This window comes from Pseudomonas sp. EA_5y_Pfl2_R50, from assembly GCF_963970475.1.
Lineage (GTDB): Bacteria > Pseudomonadota > Gammaproteobacteria > Pseudomonadales > Pseudomonadaceae > Aquipseudomonas.
Genome location: NZ_CAXAPT010000006.1, coordinates 302,920 through 322,903, shown reverse-complemented (window position 1 = coordinate 322,903; position 19,984 = coordinate 302,920). Strand labels below are relative to the sequence as shown.

Below are 19,984 nucleotides of genomic sequence, written 5' to 3'. Positions count from 1 at the left end.
TCAGCTACCGGTGCCGGCGCCCCAGATGCTGCCCAGGCTTTGCAGCAGCGGGCCGCCGACGCCTTGCTCACCCAGATACTTGAGCAGCACCGGGGCAAACTGGCCGACCATGCCGCTGTCCATGCCCAACGCGCTAAAGGCATTGTTCAGGTCATTGGTGTCCTTGACGTTGCCCAGTGCGTTTTCCAGGCCGGCGGACTTGCCAGACTGGCCGAGCAACCCGCTCAACGCTGCCAGGTTGCCACTACCACCCGACAACTTGTCGATGCCCGGCACTTCTTTGGCCAGTTGCGAATAATCGGTGCTGCTCAATTGGTTCTTGGCCAGCCCCAGCATCGCGCTGGTGCCACCCACGGCTTGCTGAGGCGTAACCCCCAGACCGGTAACGGCTTGCAACAACCCGGCCGTTTCCGAAGTTGGCGCGGCGGCGGTGGCAGCATTGCCGCCCTGCATGCTTGAAGCGGCCTTGGTCACGTCGTCCAGGCTGAAACCGGCAAACACCGGACTGGCCGCAAGGGTCATCAGCGAAGCCATGGCAATACCGCGTGAAATCTTCATTCAGACATCCTCGTGCGCTGTGAAAACCACCCGTTGATTGGGCGGTAAACTGCCGGTTTGACCGGCCTTTGCCAGGCATGTTCCTCGCCTGCGCATCCATTTTCAGGGTCGCCACGTATATGAATCGTGAAATCCTGGAACTGCCGCGATGAATGGCACAACCGCCTGGAGGCGAAGGGTGGTTCGCCGACCGGGCAGCCGACGGGGCCGGTATTGTATGAGCGGGCGTTGGCAACGCTATAGCACTGCTGATTATTAACACCGCCATTTTCATAGCTAACACAACTATGAAACTGTCATAAATGACAGTGCCCAGCCATTCATGACAATGCAAGCATACGTACTCCATTCATGTAACGGAGTACAAATGATGAAATCAGAAATTATTACAGGTGCCGTACTGTGCCTCGCAATGATGAGCACTGCCTATGCGACGACTTGCCCTACCATCACGGTCGTCAATGAGAAGCAAGATACCGAGTTCAAGTTCACCTCAGTAATCCTGAAAGACAAAGACAGTGAAAAATCAGTTGTCATCTGCCGCTATGACGGCGCGGCTGATGAAGGCGCGTCAGCCGGCCTCAGGCTTGGACATACTGTTAAAGGCATTGGAGACAACTGGAAAAACGATCAATGCGTCAGCAATGATGCCAACAAGTGCGAGTTCGAATAGCACTGTTTTTTCGACATGAACAGGGTAGCCCGTAGGCTGCCCTTTACTGTTCAAACCCACGCCGAGGTGAACAACCAATACGGTTCGAACCAAAATTGCGAAGACATCTTATTGTCGAGTACCCGTTGCACCTGTCAGACCTGACAGTTGGCAAAGGCGAGATCGCAATTAATCATCGCTACTCCATGGACGACAGGAAACAGAGTGATGAAAAATTCAATAATGCTGGCCGCCGTAGCAATGGTCGCTGGCATCGGAAACGCGCACGCCCAGTCACTTCTTTGCCCCAAGACTGACCGGATAAAACAAGAAAGTGCTGTCGAGGGTGATTTTAGTTACAGCGCACTGGCACCGAATAACGGGAAATGGACGAGTAAAACAGCCGGCGCGATCGACTTGAAAACACTTCAGTTCACCGGAGCCGCTATCAACCCGACCTTGCTTGCTTGCAACTACAGGAATCAGGCGGACGTCACACTGCAATTGCAGTTACAGGTCACCGACAAGGTGCAACCTAATAGTCAGAGCAACTGGAAGGACGGTGAATGCGTCAGCGACAAGCTCTCCACCTGCGCATTCCAGACCCCGTGAAAAAAAACGGCGACCCGAAGGTCGCCGTTCTGGATGGCGCGAGAATTTACGCAGCACTGAACAACTTGTGCGGATCAATCACAAACTTCTTCGGCACGCCGGCATCGAACTCGCCGTAGCCTTCCGGCGCCTGATCGAGACTGATCACCTGCACGCCCACTACTTCGGCAATGTTGATGCGATCCCACATGATCGCCTGCATCAGTTGACGGTTGTACTTCATCACTGGCGTCTGGCCAGTGTGGAAGCTGTGGGATTTGGCCCAGCCCAGGCCGAAGCGGATGCTCAGGCTGCCCATTTTCGCGGCAGCGTCCACTGCACCCGGATCTTCGGTCACATACAGGCCCGGGATACCGATCTTACCGGCAACGCGCACCACGCCCATCAGCGAGTTGAGCACGGTGGCCGGGGCTTCGGCTTTCACGCCGTCGTGGCCGTGACCGCGCGCTTCGAAACCGACACAGTCGACTGCGCAATCCACTTCCGGCTCGCCCAGCAGTGCGGCGATCTGTTCGTGCAGTGGCGTGTCTTGCGACAGGTCGACGATTTCAAAACCCTGCGCCTTGGCGTGGGCCAGGCGGATGGTGTTAACGTCGCCGATGATCACGACCGCCGCGCCCAATAGACGCGCGGAAGCGGCAGCCGCCAGCCCCACCGGGCCGGCGCCCGCGATGTAAACGGTGCTGCCCGGGCCTACGCCCGCCGTCACGGCGCCGTGGTAACCGGTCGGCAGAATGTCGGAGAGGCAGGTCAGGTCGCGGATTTTCTCCATGGCCTTGTCGCGATCAGGCAGTTTCAGCAGGTTGAAGTCGGCGTATGGCACCAGCACGTATTCGGCCTGGCCACCGGTCCAGTCGCCCATGTCGACGTAACCGTAAGCGCCGCCGGCACGGGCCGGGTTGACGGTCAGGCAGACGCCGGTGTGTTGCTCCTTGCAGGAACGGCAGCGCCCGCAAGCGACGTTGAACGGTACGGAGACCAGGTCACCGATTTTCAGGTTTTCGACGTCGGAGCCTTTTTCGATCACCTCGCCGGTGATCTCGTGGCCCAGCACCAGCCCGGTCTGCGCCGTGGTACGGCCACGCACCATATGTTGGTCGGAGCCGCAGATGTTGGTGGAAACCACTTTGAGAATGACCCCGTGCTCGATCTTGCGACCGCGCGGGTCCTGCATTTTCGGATAGTCGATTTTCTGTACTTCGACCTTGCCAGCGCCGAGATACACCACACCACGATTGCCAGACATGCTTTCACCTCGCTGTTGTTTTTATGGAACCGCGTTGCCCAGGCAGGCAGCGCGTTGAGTGCTCGGGTTATTGCTTGTTGGTCTTGCGTTGTCAGTTATGGCCCCTTCGCGAGCCTGCTCGCGAAAGCGATCTAGAGAACGACCGTGCGATTGGCGTTGAGAAACACCCTGCGCTCAATGTGATACCCGACCGCCCGCGCCAAGGTCAGGCCTTCGATATCGCGCCCCTTGGCAATCAGGTCCTCGGGGTAATGACTGTGATCCACCGCCTCGACGCCCTGGGCAATGATCGGCCCTTCATCGAGGTCGTTGTTGATGTAATGCGCCGTCGCGCCGACCAGCTTCACGCCCTTGTTATAGGCCTGGTGATACGGCTTGGCGCCCTTGAAACCCGGCAGCAACGAGTGATGAATGTTGATCGCCTTGCCATCGAGTTTGCGGCACAGCTCCGGCGACAGCACCTGCATGTAGCGGGCGAGGATCACCAGTTCGGCGCCGGACTCTTCGATCACCTGCCACACCTGACGCTCCTGCGACGGCTTGTCGTTGGGGTCGAGGGGAAAATGGTAGTAGGGAATCTGGTGCCAGTCGGCCAAAGGCTTCAAATCCGGATGGTTAGAGACCACCGCCGCGACATCCATCGACAACTGGCCGATGCGCTGGCGGTAGAGCAAGTCGTTAAGGCAGTGATCGGCCTTGGAGACCATGATCACCACTTTTGGCCGGTAGTTCGGCGCAGTCAGCTCGAAGATCATGCCGAAGGCCAGGCCGCGTTCGGCGAGACCGTCGCGGAAGGACTGTTCGTCGAAACCGTCGGGCTGACGGAATTCCACGCGAATGAAAAAGCGCCCGGAGAGGCGGTCATCGAACGAATGGTGCTCGGTGACATAGCAACCCTGCTCGAACAGAAAACGCGTCACCGCGTCCACGGTGCCGAGAACGCTGGGGCAGTCGGCGGTCAGAATCCATGTGTCTGGGGCGCGGCTCATCGTTGTTTCTCCTAGGCCTGGACGCTGAGGCCGTACTCAGCCGAAGCATCCTGCAACCACAACCACCAGTAATCCGAGAAACTGCGGCGGATCAGCAGTTCCCAGGTGTCTTCGGCGGTATGACGAATCATCAGCTGCGACTTGGCGAACACCGTGCCGACCGCTTTGCCGACCGGAAAGTTGTTCGGGTGCACGTCGTAGCTGGTGGACTTCATCAGCACCTGACGCACGTTCGGCCCGCTCAGTTCGAGCACTTGCTGGCCGCCGCTGACGTTGACGATCGCGATGTGCAGATCGCCCAAGGCTTCACGCAGTTTCTGTTCAGCGGCGAATTCTTCACCGCTTGGCACGATCAGCAGCCACTCGTCCGGGCCCATCCATTGCAGGCTGGTTTCGCCTTTGACGATGACGCTCAGGGCGCCGGGCAGTTCGATGCCCAGGGCTTTGTGTACGCCAGCAGCAAACGCAGCATCGTGACCATCACCACGGATGGTCAGGTGGCCGAGGAGTTTCTTTTCCCGCACGATCACGCCGGCGTTCTTGCGACCCTTGCCGACCAGGCTGGCGAGGTCGGCATGGTGCAGCGACGACTCGGCACGGGCACCGGTGGTTGGACGTTGTTGGTACACGTTGGCTGTGGTCATAAAGCACCTTTGCTGAATTCTGTGATGAATCTACTGACGCCTTAGCGAGCAAGACCGCTCCCACATTTGGAATGCATTCCCCTGTGGGAGCGGGCTTGCTCGCGAAGGCCGCGACTCGGTCTGTCAGATGTTCTGGCGATCACCCTTCGGATCGAAGAACACCGAAGAAACGATTTCCGCTTCGATCACGCTGCCATCGGCCAGCGGTGCAAACACCCGCTCGCCCATGCGTTTGAGACCGCCCTTGACCACACCCATGGCAAACGAATAACCCAGGGAGTTGTGCGCGTAGCTGGAGGTCACGTGGCCGACCATGGTCATCGGAATCGTCTGCTTGGTGTTGAACACCAGTTGCGCGCCTTCCGGCAGCCATTTGGTCGGATCGATCGGCTTCAGACCGACCAGCTGCTTACGCTGATCCTTCACGCAGTCTTCGCGGTTCATGCCGCGCTGGCCGATCCACGAAAATGGTTTGGTGCGACCGACACACCACCCCATGTTCAGGTCGTCCGGGGTCATCGAGCCGTCAGTGTCCTGGCCGACAATGATGAAACCCTTCTCGGCACGCAGTACGTGCATGGTTTCAGTACCGTATGGGGTCAGGTTGTACTGCTTGCCGGCCTCGACGATTTTCTCCAGCACGCCCATCGCATAGTCGGCTTGCACGTTGACTTCGTATGACAGCTCACCGGTAAACGAGATGCGGAACACCCGCGCCGGCACGCCGCCGACCAGACCTTCTTTCCAGGTCATGAACGGGAACGCTTCGTTGCTCAGGTCGATGTCGGTCACGGCGCTGAGCAGCTTGCGGCTGTTCGGGCCGGACAGGGTCATGGTCGCCCAGTGGTCGGTGACGGAGGTGAAGTAGACCTTCATGTCCGGCCATTCGGTCTGGTGGTACAGCTCCAGCCATTGCAGCACGCGCGCGGCGCCGCCGGTGGTGGTGGTCATGACGAAATGGTTGTCCGCCAGACACGCCGTCACACCGTCATCGAAGACCATGCCGTCCTCTTTGCACATCAGACCGTAGCGGGCCTTGCCCACGTCGAGCTTGGTCCAGGCGTTGGTGTACACGCGGTTGAGGAATTCGCGGGCATCCGGGCCTTGAATGTCGATCTTGCCGAGGGTCGAGGCATCGAGCAGGCCGACGCTGTCGCGCACGGCTTTGCATTCGCGCTTCACTGCCGCGTGCAGGTCTTCGCCGTTTTTCGGGAAGTACCATGGACGCTTCCACTGGCCGACGTCTTCAAACTCGGCGCCGTTTTTCAGGTGCCATTGATGCAGTGCGGTGTAGCGTACCGGCTCGAAGATGTGCCCACAGTGACGACCGGCCACAGCGCCAAACGTCACCGGCGTGTAGTTCGGACGGAACATCGTGGTGCCCATCTGCGGGATGGTCACGTTCAGCGAACGGGCCGCAATGGCCAGACCGTTGACGTTGCCGAGCTTGCCCTGATCGGTGCCGAAGCCCAGTGCGGTGTAGCGTTTGACGTGCTCGACCGACTCGAAACCCTCGCGGGTCGCCAGTTCAATCGCCGCAGCGGTGACGTCGTTCTGCAGGTCGACGAATTGCTTCGGCGCCCGTGCGGTGTTCTTTTCGTGCGGCACCTGGAACAGCGCCAGGGTCGGCTCTTCGAGACGGCTCAGGGCTTTGGGCAGCACGCCTTCGACAGTCTGGAAACCGGCTTCAGCGGCAGCGCGCACGCCCCCTTCAAAACCGTCTGCCAGGGCATCACCGAGACCGTAGACGCCGTTGATGCCACCGACACACACGCGTTTCTGCGGTGCTTCGCCCGGTACGAAACCGAGGATGTCTTCACGCCAGACCGGCTTGCCACCGAGGTGCGAAGCCAGGTGAACGACCGGGCTGTAACCACCGGAACTGGCGACCACATCGCACTCGAGCCACTCACCCGGGCTGGTCACGGCATGCGCTTTGACATCAATCGCAGCAACGCGCGCAGCGGTGACACGCTTGCTGCCGCGAGCTTCGATCACGGCGCTGCCGGTGAGAATACGAATGCCTTTGGCACGCGCCTCTTCGACCAGTGCACCGCGCGGGTTGCTGCGGGCGTCGGCGATAGCCACCACTTGCAGGCTGGCATCGAGCCAATCCAGAGCGACGCGGTAGGCGTGATCGTTGTTGGTCGACAGCACCAGTTTCTTGCCCGGCGCTACGCCGTAACGGCGCACGTAAGTCGACACCGCACCGGCCAGCATGTTGCCCGGCACGTCGTTGTTGCCGTAGACCAGCGGACGCTCATGGGCACCGGTCGCCAGCACCACACGCTTGGCGCGGACACGGTGGATGCGCTGACGCACCTGACCGATTGGCGCACGGTCACCGAGGTGGTCGGTGAGGCGTTCGTGAATGGTCAGGAAGTTGTGGTCGTGGTAACCGTTGACCGTGGCGCGCGGCAACAGCAGCACATCCGGGGTGTTCTTCAGTTCGGTGATGACACCGGCAACCCAGTCCATCGCCGGCTTGCCGTCGAGGCTTTCGCGCGAATCGAGCAGACTGCCGCCAAACTCTTCCTGCTCGTCCGCCAGAATCACGCGGGCACCGCTGCGCGCAGCTGCCAGGGCAGCCGCCAAACCAGCAGGGCCGGCGCCGACGATCAGCACATCGCAGTGCTGGTTCATGTAGTCGTAGGTGTCCGGATCGACCTCGGTCGGCGAACGGCCAAGACCGGCAGCCTTGCGAATGTACTTCTCGTAGGTCATCCAGAACGATTGCGGGTACATGAAGGTTTTGTAGTAGAAACCCGGCGGCATCAGCTTGCCGCCGACCTTGCCGAGAATGCCCATCATGTCGTTGTTGACGCTCGGCCAGCCGTTGGTGCTGGTGGCGACCAGACCTTGATACAACGCTTGTTGCGTGGCGCGCACGTTGGGTACTTGCGTGGCTTCGGTGGCACCGATCTGCAGCACCGCGTTCGGCTCTTCGGCACCGGCGGCGAAGATCCCGCGAGGACGCGAATACTTGAAACTGCGGCCAATGATGTCGACGCCGTTGGCGATCAGCGCGGCGGCCAGCGAGTCACCCTCGAAGCCTTTGTAGCTCTGACCGTTGAAGGTAAAGCTCAGCACTTTGTTGCGGTCGATCCGTCCACCGTTGGACAGGCGATTGGTCTGGCTCATACCTTCTCTCCCAGCGCCGTCGTGGCTGTTTTCGCCGAATCAGCCTTGTCGGTGAATTGCGGTTTGGTGCCGATCTTGTAGGTTTCGAGGATCTCGTAGGTCACGGTGTCGCGGGTGACGTTGAAGTACTGGCGGCAACCGGCAACGTGATCCCACAGTTCGTGGTGCAGACCGCGTGGGTTGTCGCGGAAGAACATGTAATCGCCCCACTCTTCATCAGTGCAGGCGCCTGGATCGAGCGGGCGCGGAATGTGCGCCTGGCCGGATGCGTGGAATTCCTCTTCGGAGCGCAGTTCGCCGCAGTGAGGACAGAAGATATGCAACATGGGGATTTCTCCTGTTAGTGGGCAACCGCAGCAGCGCCGTGTTCATCGATCAACGCACCGTTGTGGAAACGGTCGATGGAGAAAGGTGCGGCCAGCGGGTGCATTTCACCCTTGGCCAGACTCGCGGCAAACACGTTGCCCGAGCCAGGCGTTGCCTTGAAGCCACCGGTGCCCCAACCGCAGTTGAAGAACATGTTCGGTACCGGGGTTTTCGAAATGATCGGGCAAGCGTCCGGGGTGGTGTCGACGATGCCGCCCCACTGGCGGTTCATGCGCACGCGGGACAGCACCGGGAACATCTCGACGATGGCCTGGATGGTGTGCTCGATCACCGGGTACGAACCGCGCTGGCCGTAGCCGTTGTAGCCGTCGATACCGGCGCCGATCACCAGGTCACCCTTGTCGGACTGGCTGATGTAACCGTGCACGGCGTTGGACATGATCACGCTGTCGATAATCGGCTTGATCGGCTCGGACACCAGCGCTTGCAGCGGGTGGGATTCGATCGGCAGACGGAAGCCTGCGAGTTTGGCCATGTGCCCGGAGTTACCGGCGGTGACCACACCGACGCGCTTGGCGCCGATGAAACCCTTGTTGGTTTCAACGCCGATGCAGACACCGTTTTCCTTGCGGAAACCGATGACTTCGGTCTGCTGGATCAAGTCCACACCGAGGGCGTCGGCGGCACGGGCAAAGCCCCAGGCCACCGCATCGTGACGGGCGACGCCGCCGCGACGCTGAACGGTGGCGCCCATCACCGGGTAGCGGGTGTTTTTCGAACAGTCGAGGTACGGGATTTCGTCCGCGACCTGCTTGGCATTGAGCAGTTCGCCGTCGACGCCGTTGAGACGGTTGGCGCTGACCCGACGCTCGGAATCACGGATGTCCTGCAGGGTGTGGCACAGGTTGTAGACGCCACGCTGGGAGAACATCACGTTGTAGTTCAGATCCTGCGACAGGCCTTCCCACAGTTTCATCGCGTGTTCGTACAGGTGCGCCGACTCGTCCCACAGATAGTTGGAGCGCACGATGGTGGTGTTGCGCGCGGTGTTACCGCCGCCCAGCCAGCCCTTCTCGACCACGGCGACGTTGGTGATGCCGTGCTCTTTTGCCAAGTAGTAGGCCGTCGCCAGACCGTGGCCGCCGCCGCCGACGATGACCACGTCGTAGACCTTTTTCGGCGTCGGCGTGCGCCACATGCGCTGCCAGTTTTCGTGGTGGCTGAGGGAGTGTTTGAGGAGGCCGAAGCCCGAATAGCGTTGCATAGTCATTTACTCCAGAACGCTCAGCGGTAAACCGGGAAGTCTGCGCACAGGGCCGCGACGTTTTTCGCCACATCGGCTTCAACATCGGCGTCGCCAAGGTTGTCGAGGATGTCGCAGATCCAGCCGGCCAGCTCGGTGCATTGGGCAACCTTGAAGCCACGGGTGGTGACGGCCGGGGTGCCGATGCGCAGGCCCGAGGTCACGAACGGCGACTGCGGGTCGTTCGGCACGGCGTTCTTGTTGACGGTGATGTGCGCACGGCCAAGGGCGGCGTCGGCGTCTTTGCCGGTCAGGCCCTGACGGATCAGGCTGACGAGGAACAAGTGGTTGTCGGTGCCGCCGGACACGACATCGTAGCCACGTTTGATAAACACGCTGGCCATTGCCTGAGCGTTGTCGATCACTTGTTGCTGATAAGCCTTGAAGCCTGGCTCCAGCGCTTCCTTGAAGCACACGGCTTTACCGGCGATGACGTGCATCAGCGGGCCGCCTTGAGCGCCGGGGAACACGGCAGCGTTGAGCTTCTTCTCGATCTCTTCGTTGGCCTTGGCCAGGATCAGCCCGCCCCGTGGACCGCGCAAAGTTTTGTGCGTGGTGGTGGTGACCACGTCGGCGTATGGCAGCGGGTTCGGGTACAGGCCAGCGGCAACCAGACCGGCGACGTGGGCCATGTCGACGAACAGCAGCGCACCGACCTTGTCAGCGATCTGACGGAAGCGCGGGAAGTCCAGCGTCTTCGAGTAAGCGGAGAAACCGGCAACAATCATTTTCGGCTTGGATTCAACAGCCAGACGCTCGACTTCGTCGTAATCGATCAGCCCGGTGTCGGTGTTGATGCCGTACTGCACGGCGTTGTACAGCTTGCCCGAGGACGACACTTTGGCGCCGTGGGTCAGGTGACCGCCGTGGGCCAGGCTCATGCCGAGGATGGTGTCGCCCGGCTGGATCAGCGCCAGATACACGGCGCTGTTGGCCGAGGAACCCGAGTGCGGCTGGACGTTGGCGTAATCGGCGCCGAACAGTTGCTTGGCACGCTCGATGGCCAGCGCTTCGACCTTGTCGACGTGCTCGCAGCCACCGTAGTAGCGCTTGCCCGGATAGCCTTCGGCGTATTTGTTGGTCAGGCCGCTGCCTTGCGCTTGCATCACGCGCTTGCTGGTGTAGTTCTCTGACGCGATCAGCTCGATGTGATCTTCCTGACGTTGCTCCTCGGCATTCATCGCCGCCAGCAGTGCATCGTCGTAACCCTGGATCTGGTCTTGCTTGCTGAACATCGCGTCTCTCCCAGCGGCATCTGTGCGCCATTCGTCTCGGTAAGGCACTGGCATTAAAGGCAGTGCCCTTTGATGCCGATGGTATGACCGGCGCAGACAGCTCAAATGCCTGCGGACGCCACGCAAAGGTGCGTTTACGACATGGCGGGAAATGGCGGGCCGGACACCTCCTCCAAAAACGTGGAGATCCCCTGTGGGAGCGGGCTTGCTCGCGAAGAGGCGGTGTCAGTCGACATCAATCTCGCCTGATACACCGCTTTCGCGAGCAAGCCCGCTCCCACAAGGGTCATGTGCATGCCAGACGAATAGCGAGCAGCAGGAGGAAATGCGCGGGATACAGGGCGTAGGCCCAGCGCCTCATCGGTAGCGGCTGGAGGTGTCGCCCATGTCGCAACAGGAACAGTCCGAGCACTGGCGCAAACAGACAGGTGGCAATGCCGAGAATGGCAACGCTACTGCCGAACCTCGCCGAGTCGTACAGGACTTGCCATTGATTGGCCGCGAGACAAATCAATCCCGGCAGCAGGCTGAAATACCACGGCCGACGGAACACCAGCAGCAGCGCCAGCGGCAACAGTACGCCGAAGAGGCCGAACATCAGGCGCTCCGGAAAAACAGCCGCCAGTACCAGCGCGACCGCACCCGGCAATCGCGACAGAATGGATGGATCTTGCCAGCCCCGCGCCACCAACAGGCCCAGCGCCAGCGTCGGCATCACGTTCAAGGTATCGGGATCAGGTATGTACAAGCGGTAAGGAATCTCGCTGACCGCGCTGAACAGCAACAACCAGCCCAGATAGCGCCAATCGGTTTTCTGCGCCCCGGCTCGTACCAGATTCGCCGCCATCGCCAGACAGAACCACGGAAACGCCAGCCGCCCCGGCACATACAGCCAATCGGCGGAGAACCCGACATATCGCAGGTGATCGAGCAACATGCACAACAACGCCAGCCACTTGAGCAGATCCAGCGCGCCGTCGCGTTTACTCAGGTGCATAATCGGCCTGCAAACTGGTAATTTTCTGACAGCGACATCCCGTGTGCTCCCCGGAAGATCTTCGGTAAAGTACGCACCATCATTGACCACGAGCCTTCACAAGAGTCTCGACCACGGAAGCCGGCCATGACCGACAAGAGCCAACAATTCGCCAGCGACAACTATTCCGGTATCTGCCCTGAAGCCTGGGCTGCCATGGAACAGGCCAACCACGGCCACCAGCGCGCGTATGGCGACGATGAATGGACCGCACGCGCGGCTGATCATTTCCGCAAACTGTTCGAAACCGACTGCGAAGTGTTCTTCGCCTTCAACGGCACCGCCGCCAACTCGCTGGCCCTGTCGTCGCTGTGCCAGAGTTATCACAGCGTGATCTGTTCGGAAACCGCCCACGTCGAAACCGACGAATGCGGCGCCCCGGAATTTTTCTCCAACGGCTCGAAACTGCTGATCGCCGGCACTGAAAACGGCAAGATCACCCCGCAATCGATCCGCGAAGTCGCGCTCAAGCGCCAGGACATTCACTACCCGAAACCGCGCGTGGTTACGCTGACCCAGGCCACCGAGGTCGGCAGCGTCTACACCCCGGAAGAAGTTCGCGCCATCAGCGCGACCTGCAAGGAACTCGGCCTGCACCTGCACATGGACGGCGCGCGTTTCTCCAATGCCTGCGCGTTCCTCGGCTGCTCGCCGGCGGATCTGACCTGGAAGGCCGGCGTCGACGTGCTGTGCTTTGGCGGCACCAAGAACGGCATGGCCGTGGGTGAAGCGATCCTGTTCTTCAACCACAAACTGGCCGAAGACTTCGATTACCGCTGCAAACAGGCCGGTCAGCTGGCCTCGAAAATGCGCTTCCTGTCGGCACCGTGGGTCGGCATCCTCGAAAACGACGCGTGGCTCAAATACGCCCGCCACGCCAACCACTGCGCACAATTGCTGGCCGAACTGGTCAGCGACATTCCCGGCGTCGAACTGATGTTCCCGGTTCAGGCCAACGGCGTGTTCCTGCAGTTGTCCGAGCCGGCCATTGCCGCGCTGACCGCGAAAAACTGGCGTTTCTACACCTTCATCGGCAAGGGCGGCGCGCGCTTCATGTGCTCGTGGGACACCGAAGAAGAGCGCGTGCGCGAACTGGCCCGCGACATCCGCGAAGTCATGTCCGCCTGATAGCCCCCTCCCCTGTGGGAGCGAGCCAGCTCGCTCCCACCAAAGCTCGCCCGATCGCCCCTCCTCGTTCGCCCCTGAAGACATCGTCTACATTGTTTGTCGAGCCCCTTCGCTCACATAACAATAAGCAGGAGCATCGGCATGTCATTACAAGGCAAAACCCTGTTCATCACCGGCGCCAGCCGTGGCATTGGACGTGAGATTGCGCTGCGCGCGGCGAAGGACGGGGCCAATATCGTCATCGCGGCCAAAAGTGCCGAACCCCATGCCAAGTTGCCCGGCACCATTCACAGCGTCGCGGCGGAAGTCGAGGCGGCAGGCGGCAAGGCTCTGGCGTTGCAGGTGGACGTGCGTGATGAAGACGCGGTACGCCAGGCACTGGCCCAGGCCAACGAACACTTCGGGGCCATCGATGCGCTGGTGAACAACGCCGGGGCCATCAAACTCACCGGTGTGCAACACATCGAACTCAAGCGCTTCGACCTGATGCACCAGATCAACACCCGTGCGGTGCTGCTGTGCAGTCAGGCCGCCCTGCCTTATCTGAAGAAGTCCGCCGGGCACATTCTCAACCTGTCGCCTCCACTGAACCTGGCAAGCAAGTGGTTCGCCCAGTTCAGCCCCTACACCGTGACCAAGTACGGCATGAGCATGCTGACTGTAGGCATGAGCGAGGAATTCGCCAGTTACGGGATCAGCGTCAATTCGCTGTGGCCGCAGACGATGATTGCCACAGCGGCAATCGAGTTTCAGTTGGGCAATCGCGAGTCGTTCAAACATGCCCGCACGCCTGCGATCATGGCGGATGCGGCGCATGTGATCCTGGCTAGCCGCGCGCGGCAGATCACCGGACGGTTGTTGATTGACGAGGAGATTTTGCGCGAAAGCGGTGTGGCTGAGTTCGATCAATATCGCTTTGATCGAGAAAGCGATGCGGCACTGATGCCGGATTTGTTTATCAACTGAAAAGCCCCTCATCCTAGCCCTCTCCCGGAGGGAGAGGGGACTGACCGGGGTGTTTATCAAAGTTACGCCGACGTGAAATAGCGAGCCGAACTCACATTCTGAAAAGCCCAAAAATCGGCTCCCTCTCCCTCGGGAGAGGGCTGGGGTGAGGGGCAAGCCTTACGCAAAAACTCGCCTCACTCAAAACTCGATGCGCACATCCCCCTTCGGCACACTGCAGCACGACAGGATAAACCCTTCCGCCTCGTCATCCTCGGTAATCCCGCCGTTGTGCTCCATCTCCACCTCGCCCCCGAGCTTCATCACCTTGCACGTCCCGCAAATGCCCATGCCGCAGGCTTTCGGAATCATCAGGCCCAGCTTGGCCGCCGCCGCGTGCACCGTCTCGCCCGGTGCCACGCGAATGCTCTTGCCAGACGCGGTGAATTCGACCTGATGAAGATCCGCCGCGTCGATTTCCGGCGCATCGGCTGCCTGCTCGGCTTGCTCCACCGCATCGGCACGCGCTTCTGGCGGCGTAGCGCCGAAGGATTCCTCGTGATAACGCGACATGTCGTAACCGGCCACTTCCAGCAGGCGCTTGACCGCGTTCATGTACGGCGTCGGGCCGCAGCAGAACACTTCGCGCTCAAGGAAGTCCGGCACCATCAGCTCGAGCATCTTGTGATTGAGGTAACCGCGATACCCGGCCCACGGCTCACCCAAGCCGTGTTTCTCGCAAATCAGGTGCAGGCTGAAGTTGTCGATCCGCGACGCCATGTGTTCCAGCTCACGGTGGTAGATGATGTCTTTCGGCGAGCGCGCGCTATGGATAAAGGTCATGTCGACGTTGGCGTTGGTGTCGTAGAACCAGCGCGCCATCGACATGCACGGCGTGATGCCGACGCCGCCGCTGAGGTACAGCACTTTCGGGCTCGGGAAGTCGATGGCGTTGAACAACCCGACCGGTCCGTGTACCGCCAGCTCCTTGCCTTCATGCAACGTGTCGTGCAGCCAGTTCGAGACCTTGCCGCCCGGCACTCGCTTGATCGTCACCGAGAAGCTGTACGGCACCGACGGCGAGCTGGAAATGGTGTACGAGCGCATGATCGGCTGGCCGTCGATTTCCAGCTCCAGGGTCACGAATTGCCCGGGCTTGAAGAAGAACAGGATCGGCTGATCAGCCATAAAGCAGAAAGTGCGCACGTCCCAGGTTTCCTGGATGACTTTGACGCAACGGACGATGTGTCGGCCATTGGCCCAGGTCTGGGTGGTGACCGGATTCAGGAAGCTGTTGGACATGCTGTTCTCCACGGCCGACTGTCGGCCTCATGTCGGCGATTCTGCGTATAGCGCGAACCGCCCGTTTACCTATCCGCGACATCGGCATACTTATCGCGACCAGCCCCCAACGGCAGGGAGTTGCGCGTCGGGAACAGATTGCACCATGTCGCCCATGGATAAGGTTGCGCCGTGCGCCGGGCCCACACTCGCCCCAACACCAAGACAGCTTCTTTACACCTTGCGTAGCACCCGTTGCAGCACACCTGATCAGCCACTTTCGCCGGCCACGCAGATGGCCTTGAGGATTACATCGATGGACGTCACCGCAAAAATCAGCCTGGGCGATCCGCTGGAACCCGCACGCAAGGCCACCGCACAAATGCTCCAGGAGCGCGAGCGTACTTTTTCGCTGCCGCAACCGTTCTACAGCGATGAGCGGTTGTTCGATATCGACATGCAGGAGATCTTCCAGAAAGAGTGGTTGATCGCCGGCATGACCTGCGAGATCCCGGCCAAGGGCAATTACCTGACCCTGCAGGTCGGCAAGAACCCGATCATCGTCATCCGTGGCGCCGAAGGCGTCGTGCATGCGTTCCACAACGTCTGCCGTCACCGTGGCTCGCGTCTGTGCACCAGTGAAAAAGGCAAGGTCGCCAAACTGGTCTGCCACTACCACCAGTGGACCTATGAGCTGGACGGTCGCCTGCTGTTCGCCGGCACCGAGATGGGCGCCGACTTCGACATGAAGCAGTACGGCCTGAAACCGGTGAACGTGAAAACCGCTGGCGGCTACATTTTCATCAGCCTGGCCGAGAACCCGCCCGCCATCGATGACTTCCTGTCGACGCTGAACCATTACATGGAACCTTACGACATGGAGAACACCAAGGTGGCGATCACCACCACCTTGATGGAAAAGGCCAACTGGAAACTGGTGCTGGAAAACAACCGCGAGTGCTACCACTGCAACGCGTCGCACCCGGAGCTGCTGAAAACCCTGCTGGAATGGGACGACGTCACCGACCCGCGCGCCGATCAGGCGTTCAAGGATCACGTCGCTGCGTCCGCTGCCGCCTGGGAAGCCGAGAAAATCCCATACGCCCATGCCAGTTTCGGTCTGCGCAACCGCATCGTGCGCATGCCGCTGCTCAAGGGCACCGTGTCGATGACCCTCGACGGCAAACAGGGCTGCGCGAAACTGATGGGCCGGATCAAGAACCCGGACCTCGGTTCGATGCGCATCCTGCACCTGCCGCACTCCTGGAACCACTGCATGGGCGACCACATCATCGTCTTCACTGTGTGGCCGATCAGCGCGCAGGAAACCATGGTCACCACCAAGTGGCTGGTGCACAAGGATGCGGTTGAGGGTGTGGATTACGACGTCGAGCGCATGCGTCAGGTGTGGGACGCGACCAATGATCAGGATCGTCGTCTGGCCGAAGAGAACCAGCGCGGGATCAACTCGACGGCTTACCAGCCTGGGCCTTATTCCAAGACCTATGAGTTTGGCGTGGTCAACTTCGTCGACTGGTACAGCGAGCGGATGCTGAACAACCTCGGCGCCGAGCCGGCCCCGTACCTCAAAGGCGTGCCTGTCCAAGGCTAGAAAAACAGCTTCGAGATTCGAGCTGCAAGCTTCAAGCGAAACGCAACACAGGGTTTCTGACTTGTAGCTCGCAGCTTGTAGCTCGAAGCTAGCTTTTCCACCTCACACTGCCATCCTCCCCAATAAACTCCTCAAAAATCTCCTCCCCCACCAATCTGATCTTCGCGTACCCGTTCAATACCCGCAGCGGATACGCCGGGTCGTTGGCATCCTCGGTCTCCGACCACAACACCCGCGAATGTCCGTCCAGCTCACTGGCGTTGCCATACGGAATCGCCCCGTGCCCGGCGCAGCGCGCATGCAAACCGCCCTGCTGCGCATAGACGATGCCGTTGTGCAGGTGCCCCCAGTACCAGTAATCCGGTTCACGCCCCAGCGCATCGCACACCGGTTGATACAGCGCAGTCTTGTTGTGCCCGGAAATGTCGAAGCCCTGATGATGGCTGAGCACCATGATCTTTTTGCGTTTCGGCAGGCCTTTCATCCATTCAATCTGCGGCTCGTTCAAGGTGCCGTCCATGTACAGGTTCATGGCGTCCGAGGAATACGCCGAATCCAGCCCGACCACCAGCCAGTCATCGTTGATCAGCGCGAAATAACTGGTGCCCTGCTGCCCCGGAAACCGTTTGTACAGTTCTTTGAAATAACCGTGGGCGCCGCTATACATCTCGTGGTTGGAGTTGAGCGTGAACGAACCGTGGGTGCCCATCGGCCAACCGGCCATGTCGACGTCTTCCTGGGAATGGCTGCCGGCGTAATACACATCGCCCAAGTGAATGGTGAAATCGGCCTGAGCCAGTTGCATCTGATTGGCCACTGACACCGCCGGCGCATGACTGTCGAACGGCCCGGTGCCCCAATCGCCGGCAATGGCCAGGGTGACGTCGCGATCCATCTGCACCACCGCGGGATCGGTGCCGAACGTCGCATGATGGCGCAGGTTTTCGATCCACTTCAGCAGGGCCTCGCTCCACAACAGGTCGAGCAGTTCCCACTTGCGGCAGCCCAACAGGCTGCCGTCCTTGAGCACCCGGGTCGCCAGTTGATCGGTGGACTGCGGCAACGGCTCGGCATTGCCGATGCGCAGGATCGACAGCCCGTGGGACAACTCCCACGGCACCGCCGGCTCGTCGCTCGGCAAATCGCCGTTTTTCAGCACGTAGTGCGCCTGATCATGCCCGCGCTGCAGCAACTGGATGATCGCCTGAAACTCCTGCGGCTCCAGTTCGCTGATGAGCTTCATCCAGGCCATTTCCATGCGCGTGACCAACCCGTGAATGCGCAGTTTGACCTTGTCGTACTCGTGTTCCCAATGACTGACCAGTGACATGGCGTAATCCTCTCTCCGTAAGGGTTCACAGGGTTTTCATGAATTCGATCAGCGCGCGTTTGTCGTCGTCCGACAGCGTCGTGCCGTACAGGTGACCGCTGTTGTGGTTGCCTTCCAGCCGCGTGTCGTACTTGAAGTCCGCCGAGGCTTTGGCCTGGGCGCCACGGGTGACGAAACCGACGTTGACCGGGTCGTAGATGTCGGAGCCGGTGATGAACACCTGCGGACGTTTTTCCGCTGGTTGCAGCAAGTCCCACAGCGTCGGCACCGAGCCGTTGTGCAGGTACGGCGCGCGCAGCCAGACGCCGTCGGTGGGCGTGTTGCTGTAGCTCTGGGTCTTGCGATAGGCACCGAAATCGAACGGCGGCTTCTTGAAGGTGTGGAATGCGCTCACCAGACCGGTGGTGAATGAGTTCAGCCGGTGCGGGTCGGTGCCCAGTTGATCGATATTAGTGGTCACTTGCCCGGTGTCGGCACGTCCGAAGTCGTGGCAAGCGGCGCAATTGGCTTCCCAGATCGGTTTGCCCTGGGCGACCTTGGCCTGATCCAGCGCCCACGGCCACGTCGGCGCCTTGTGCCCGAGCAGCCAGTTGGTCACGCGATTGAAACTCGGTGGCAGCACCGATTCCGGCGTCGCGCCCACGGCCATCGCGGCGGCGTAGTTACGTTCGTGAATCTTGTTGTTATTGCCGTCCCAGTGCAGGTACATCGATTCCCGGGGCTTCTGGTTCCACACTTGCGGCAGGTCGACGGTGCCGATGGTCGAGTCATCCGGGAAGCCGAACACCACCATTTTCGTCGGGTTGAACGTGTCGGTGCGGCCCGGGCCTTGTGGCGGACGCAGCTTCTGCCAGGCGTAGGCCTGCTTCTGCTTGAGCAGTGCGCTTTTCGCCATCGGCATGATCAGATAGCGGTTGTAGAGCTTCTCGAAAAAGCCCAGCTGGAATTTGCTGTTGATCGCCGTCATCAGCGCATCGGTGGTGAATTTCGGATCACTGGCGCAATCGTAGGCGAACCACTGGAAGGCTTGCAGTTGCAGGGTATTGGCCGGTGCGCTCGGTACGTTGACGGCGACGTCGCTGGCATTGGCGCGGTAGGAACCGGTGTGGCACAGCGCACAGTTCGGTTCGACGGTCGGATAGCCGATTTGCCGTTTGGCCATGCCAATCGGCAGATCCTTGCCGTTTTCGAAGAGGAAACCGAAGACTTCCCAACCGCCGGGCTTGGGCATTTTCTCCGGACACATCTGCGGCAGCACGGCGAACAGGTAGTAGGGAATTCGCGCTTCGATACCGAGGCCGATGGCGGCGTATTTGTAGTGATCCTCGTCCGAAGCGTATTCCTGTTCGGGGACGACGCGGAGCATCTGATACCAGGTTTGGTATCCGATAAAACCCAGCACCGCTACCACGACCAGGGTGCCGACCTTGAACGCGTGGCTCTGCCAGTGCCGCTGCCACGCCGCGCGCCACTCGCGCCAGCCATCGCACAGCAGCGCCAACGGGCGATTCTCGGGCGTGGTGCCGAGGTAAAGCAGGATACCGAGGATCAGGAAGAAACTCAGATCACCCATCAACATCGGCACGAACACCGAGCCCTGAATGCTGGTGTTGATCAGGTAGATCCAGAAGATCACCGCGATCAACCGCGTCAGCACGCACAGCCAGGAATGCACCACGTAGCGCGGCGCGTTGAAACCCGACGGCATGTAGAACACGCTGATGCCGACCAGCAGCATCCCGGCGTTTTCCAGCCAGGGGTCGGAGAGTTGTGGCGGCAAACCGACCACCGATGTCAGCAATCCCGGCGCGAACAGCGCGGGGATGGCGAACACCATGTTCATCGCAATGCCTAGCCAGATGAAACGTTGAAACCAGCGGATGTAGCTGTCCATGTCATCCATTTCCTTGTGCAGACCCAAGAGGTGTTGTGCCAGATACACCAC

General features: G+C 60.4%; 17 protein-coding genes and 1 pseudogene. 6 read left to right on the top strand and 12 right to left on the bottom strand.

All coding sequences use genetic code 11. From position 1 onward, the window contains the following. Positions 1–558 carry a DUF2780 domain-containing protein gene (locus AACY19_RS13225; RefSeq protein WP_339450774.1) on the bottom strand — a complete coding sequence of 186 codons (558 nt, stop codon included), beginning with the start codon at positions 556–558 and terminating at the stop codon, positions 1–3. 165 nt (positions 559–723) lie between these two features. Here AACY19_RS13225 and AACY19_RS13220 point away from each other — a divergent pair. The 3 genes and pseudogenes from AACY19_RS13220 to AACY19_RS13210 form a co-directional block, all read left to right on the top strand. Continuing rightward, positions 724–801: pseudogene (locus AACY19_RS13220) on the top strand (anti-sigma factor); the annotation flags it as partial. 127 nt (positions 802–928) lie between these two features. Further along, positions 929–1,231, top strand: a complete 303-nt coding sequence (locus tag AACY19_RS13215) for a hypothetical protein (protein WP_339450772.1) — start codon at positions 929–931, stop codon at positions 1,229–1,231. A 207-nt stretch (positions 1,232–1,438) separates the two neighbouring features. Next, on the top strand, positions 1,439–1,822 hold the full coding sequence (locus AACY19_RS13210; RefSeq protein WP_339450770.1) for a hypothetical protein: 384 nt from the start codon (positions 1,439–1,441) through the stop codon (positions 1,820–1,822). 46 nt (positions 1,823–1,868) lie between these two features. Here the strand turns inward: AACY19_RS13210 and fdhA are convergent, their stop codons facing one another. The 8 genes from fdhA to AACY19_RS13170 all read right to left on the bottom strand — a co-directional run bounded on the left by fdhA (position 1,869) and on the right by AACY19_RS13170 (position 11,704). Next, positions 1,869–3,068 carry a formaldehyde dehydrogenase, glutathione-independent gene (gene fdhA, locus AACY19_RS13205; RefSeq protein WP_186532956.1) on the bottom strand — a complete coding sequence of 400 codons (1,200 nt, stop codon included), beginning with the start codon at positions 3,066–3,068 and terminating at the stop codon, positions 1,869–1,871. Between the two features lie 131 nt (positions 3,069–3,199). Continuing rightward, positions 3,200–4,057, bottom strand: coding sequence for a formyltetrahydrofolate deformylase (gene purU, locus AACY19_RS13200; RefSeq protein WP_339450766.1), 858 nt, complete (start codon positions 4,055–4,057; stop codon positions 3,200–3,202). A gap of 11 nt (positions 4,058–4,068) precedes the next feature. Continuing rightward, the gene (locus AACY19_RS13195; RefSeq protein WP_034155013.1) at positions 4,069–4,701 is read right to left on the bottom strand and encodes a sarcosine oxidase subunit gamma; all 633 of its coding nucleotides are present in this window, start codon (positions 4,699–4,701) and stop codon (positions 4,069–4,071) included. A 123-nt stretch (positions 4,702–4,824) separates the two neighbouring features. Next, a complete protein-coding gene (locus AACY19_RS13190; RefSeq protein WP_339450764.1) occupies positions 4,825–7,842 on the bottom strand; it encodes a sarcosine oxidase subunit alpha in 3,018 nt (1,005 codons plus the stop codon). Then, positions 7,839–8,168, bottom strand: coding sequence for a sarcosine oxidase subunit delta (locus AACY19_RS13185; RefSeq protein WP_007913119.1), 330 nt, complete (start codon positions 8,166–8,168; stop codon positions 7,839–7,841). The genes AACY19_RS13190 and AACY19_RS13185 overlap by 4 nt, the downstream gene beginning before the upstream one ends. Positions 8,169–8,182: 14 nt before the next feature. After that, positions 8,183–9,433 (bottom strand): sarcosine oxidase subunit beta, encoded by a 1,251-nt coding sequence (locus tag AACY19_RS13180; RefSeq protein ID WP_115079442.1) that lies wholly within the window; start codon positions 9,431–9,433, stop codon positions 8,183–8,185. Positions 9,434–9,453: 20 nt separating this feature from the next. Then, positions 9,454–10,707, bottom strand: a complete 1,254-nt coding sequence (gene glyA / locus AACY19_RS13175) for a serine hydroxymethyltransferase (protein ID WP_339450759.1) — start codon at positions 10,705–10,707, stop codon at positions 9,454–9,456. Positions 10,708–10,993: 286 nt separating this feature from the next. After that, positions 10,994–11,704 (bottom strand): TraX family protein, encoded by a 711-nt coding sequence (locus AACY19_RS13170; protein ID WP_339450757.1) that lies wholly within the window; start codon positions 11,702–11,704, stop codon positions 10,994–10,996. A 126-nt stretch (positions 11,705–11,830) separates the two neighbouring features. Here AACY19_RS13170 and AACY19_RS13165 point away from each other — a divergent pair, with 126 nt between their 5' ends. Both AACY19_RS13165 and AACY19_RS13160 read left to right on the top strand, forming a co-directional pair. Continuing rightward, complete coding sequence (locus tag AACY19_RS13165; RefSeq protein WP_016772826.1) at positions 11,831–12,871, top strand: threonine aldolase family protein; 1,041 nt, start codon at positions 11,831–11,833, stop codon at positions 12,869–12,871. 141 nt (positions 12,872–13,012) lie between these two features. Then, entirely contained in the window at positions 13,013–13,837 is an 825-nt protein-coding gene (locus AACY19_RS13160; protein ID WP_339450755.1) for an SDR family oxidoreductase, read from the top strand. 180 nt (positions 13,838–14,017) lie between these two features. On the opposite strand, the gene gbcB is transcribed toward AACY19_RS13160, so the two are convergent. Then, positions 14,018–15,118 (bottom strand): glycine-betaine demethylase subunit GbcB, encoded by a 1,101-nt coding sequence (gene gbcB / locus AACY19_RS13155; RefSeq protein WP_339450753.1) that lies wholly within the window; start codon positions 15,116–15,118, stop codon positions 14,018–14,020. A gap of 295 nt (positions 15,119–15,413) precedes the next feature. On the opposite strand from gbcB, the gene gbcA reads away from it, so the two are divergent. Further along, positions 15,414–16,709, top strand: coding sequence for a glycine-betaine demethylase subunit GbcA (gbcA, locus tag AACY19_RS13150; RefSeq protein ID WP_016772823.1), 1,296 nt, complete (start codon positions 15,414–15,416; stop codon positions 16,707–16,709). Positions 16,710–16,797: 88 nt separating this feature from the next. Here the strand turns inward: gbcA and AACY19_RS13145 are convergent, their stop codons facing one another. Both AACY19_RS13145 and AACY19_RS13140 read right to left on the bottom strand, forming a co-directional pair. Continuing rightward, positions 16,798–18,039 carry a metallophosphoesterase family protein gene (locus AACY19_RS13145; protein ID WP_339450751.1) on the bottom strand — a complete coding sequence of 414 codons (1,242 nt, stop codon included), beginning with the start codon at positions 18,037–18,039 and terminating at the stop codon, positions 16,798–16,800. A 25-nt stretch (positions 18,040–18,064) separates the two neighbouring features. After that, positions 18,065–19,933, bottom strand: coding sequence for a c-type cytochrome (locus AACY19_RS13140; RefSeq protein ID WP_339450749.1), 1,869 nt, complete (start codon positions 19,931–19,933; stop codon positions 18,065–18,067). Positions 19,934–19,984 lie beyond the last annotated feature (51 nt).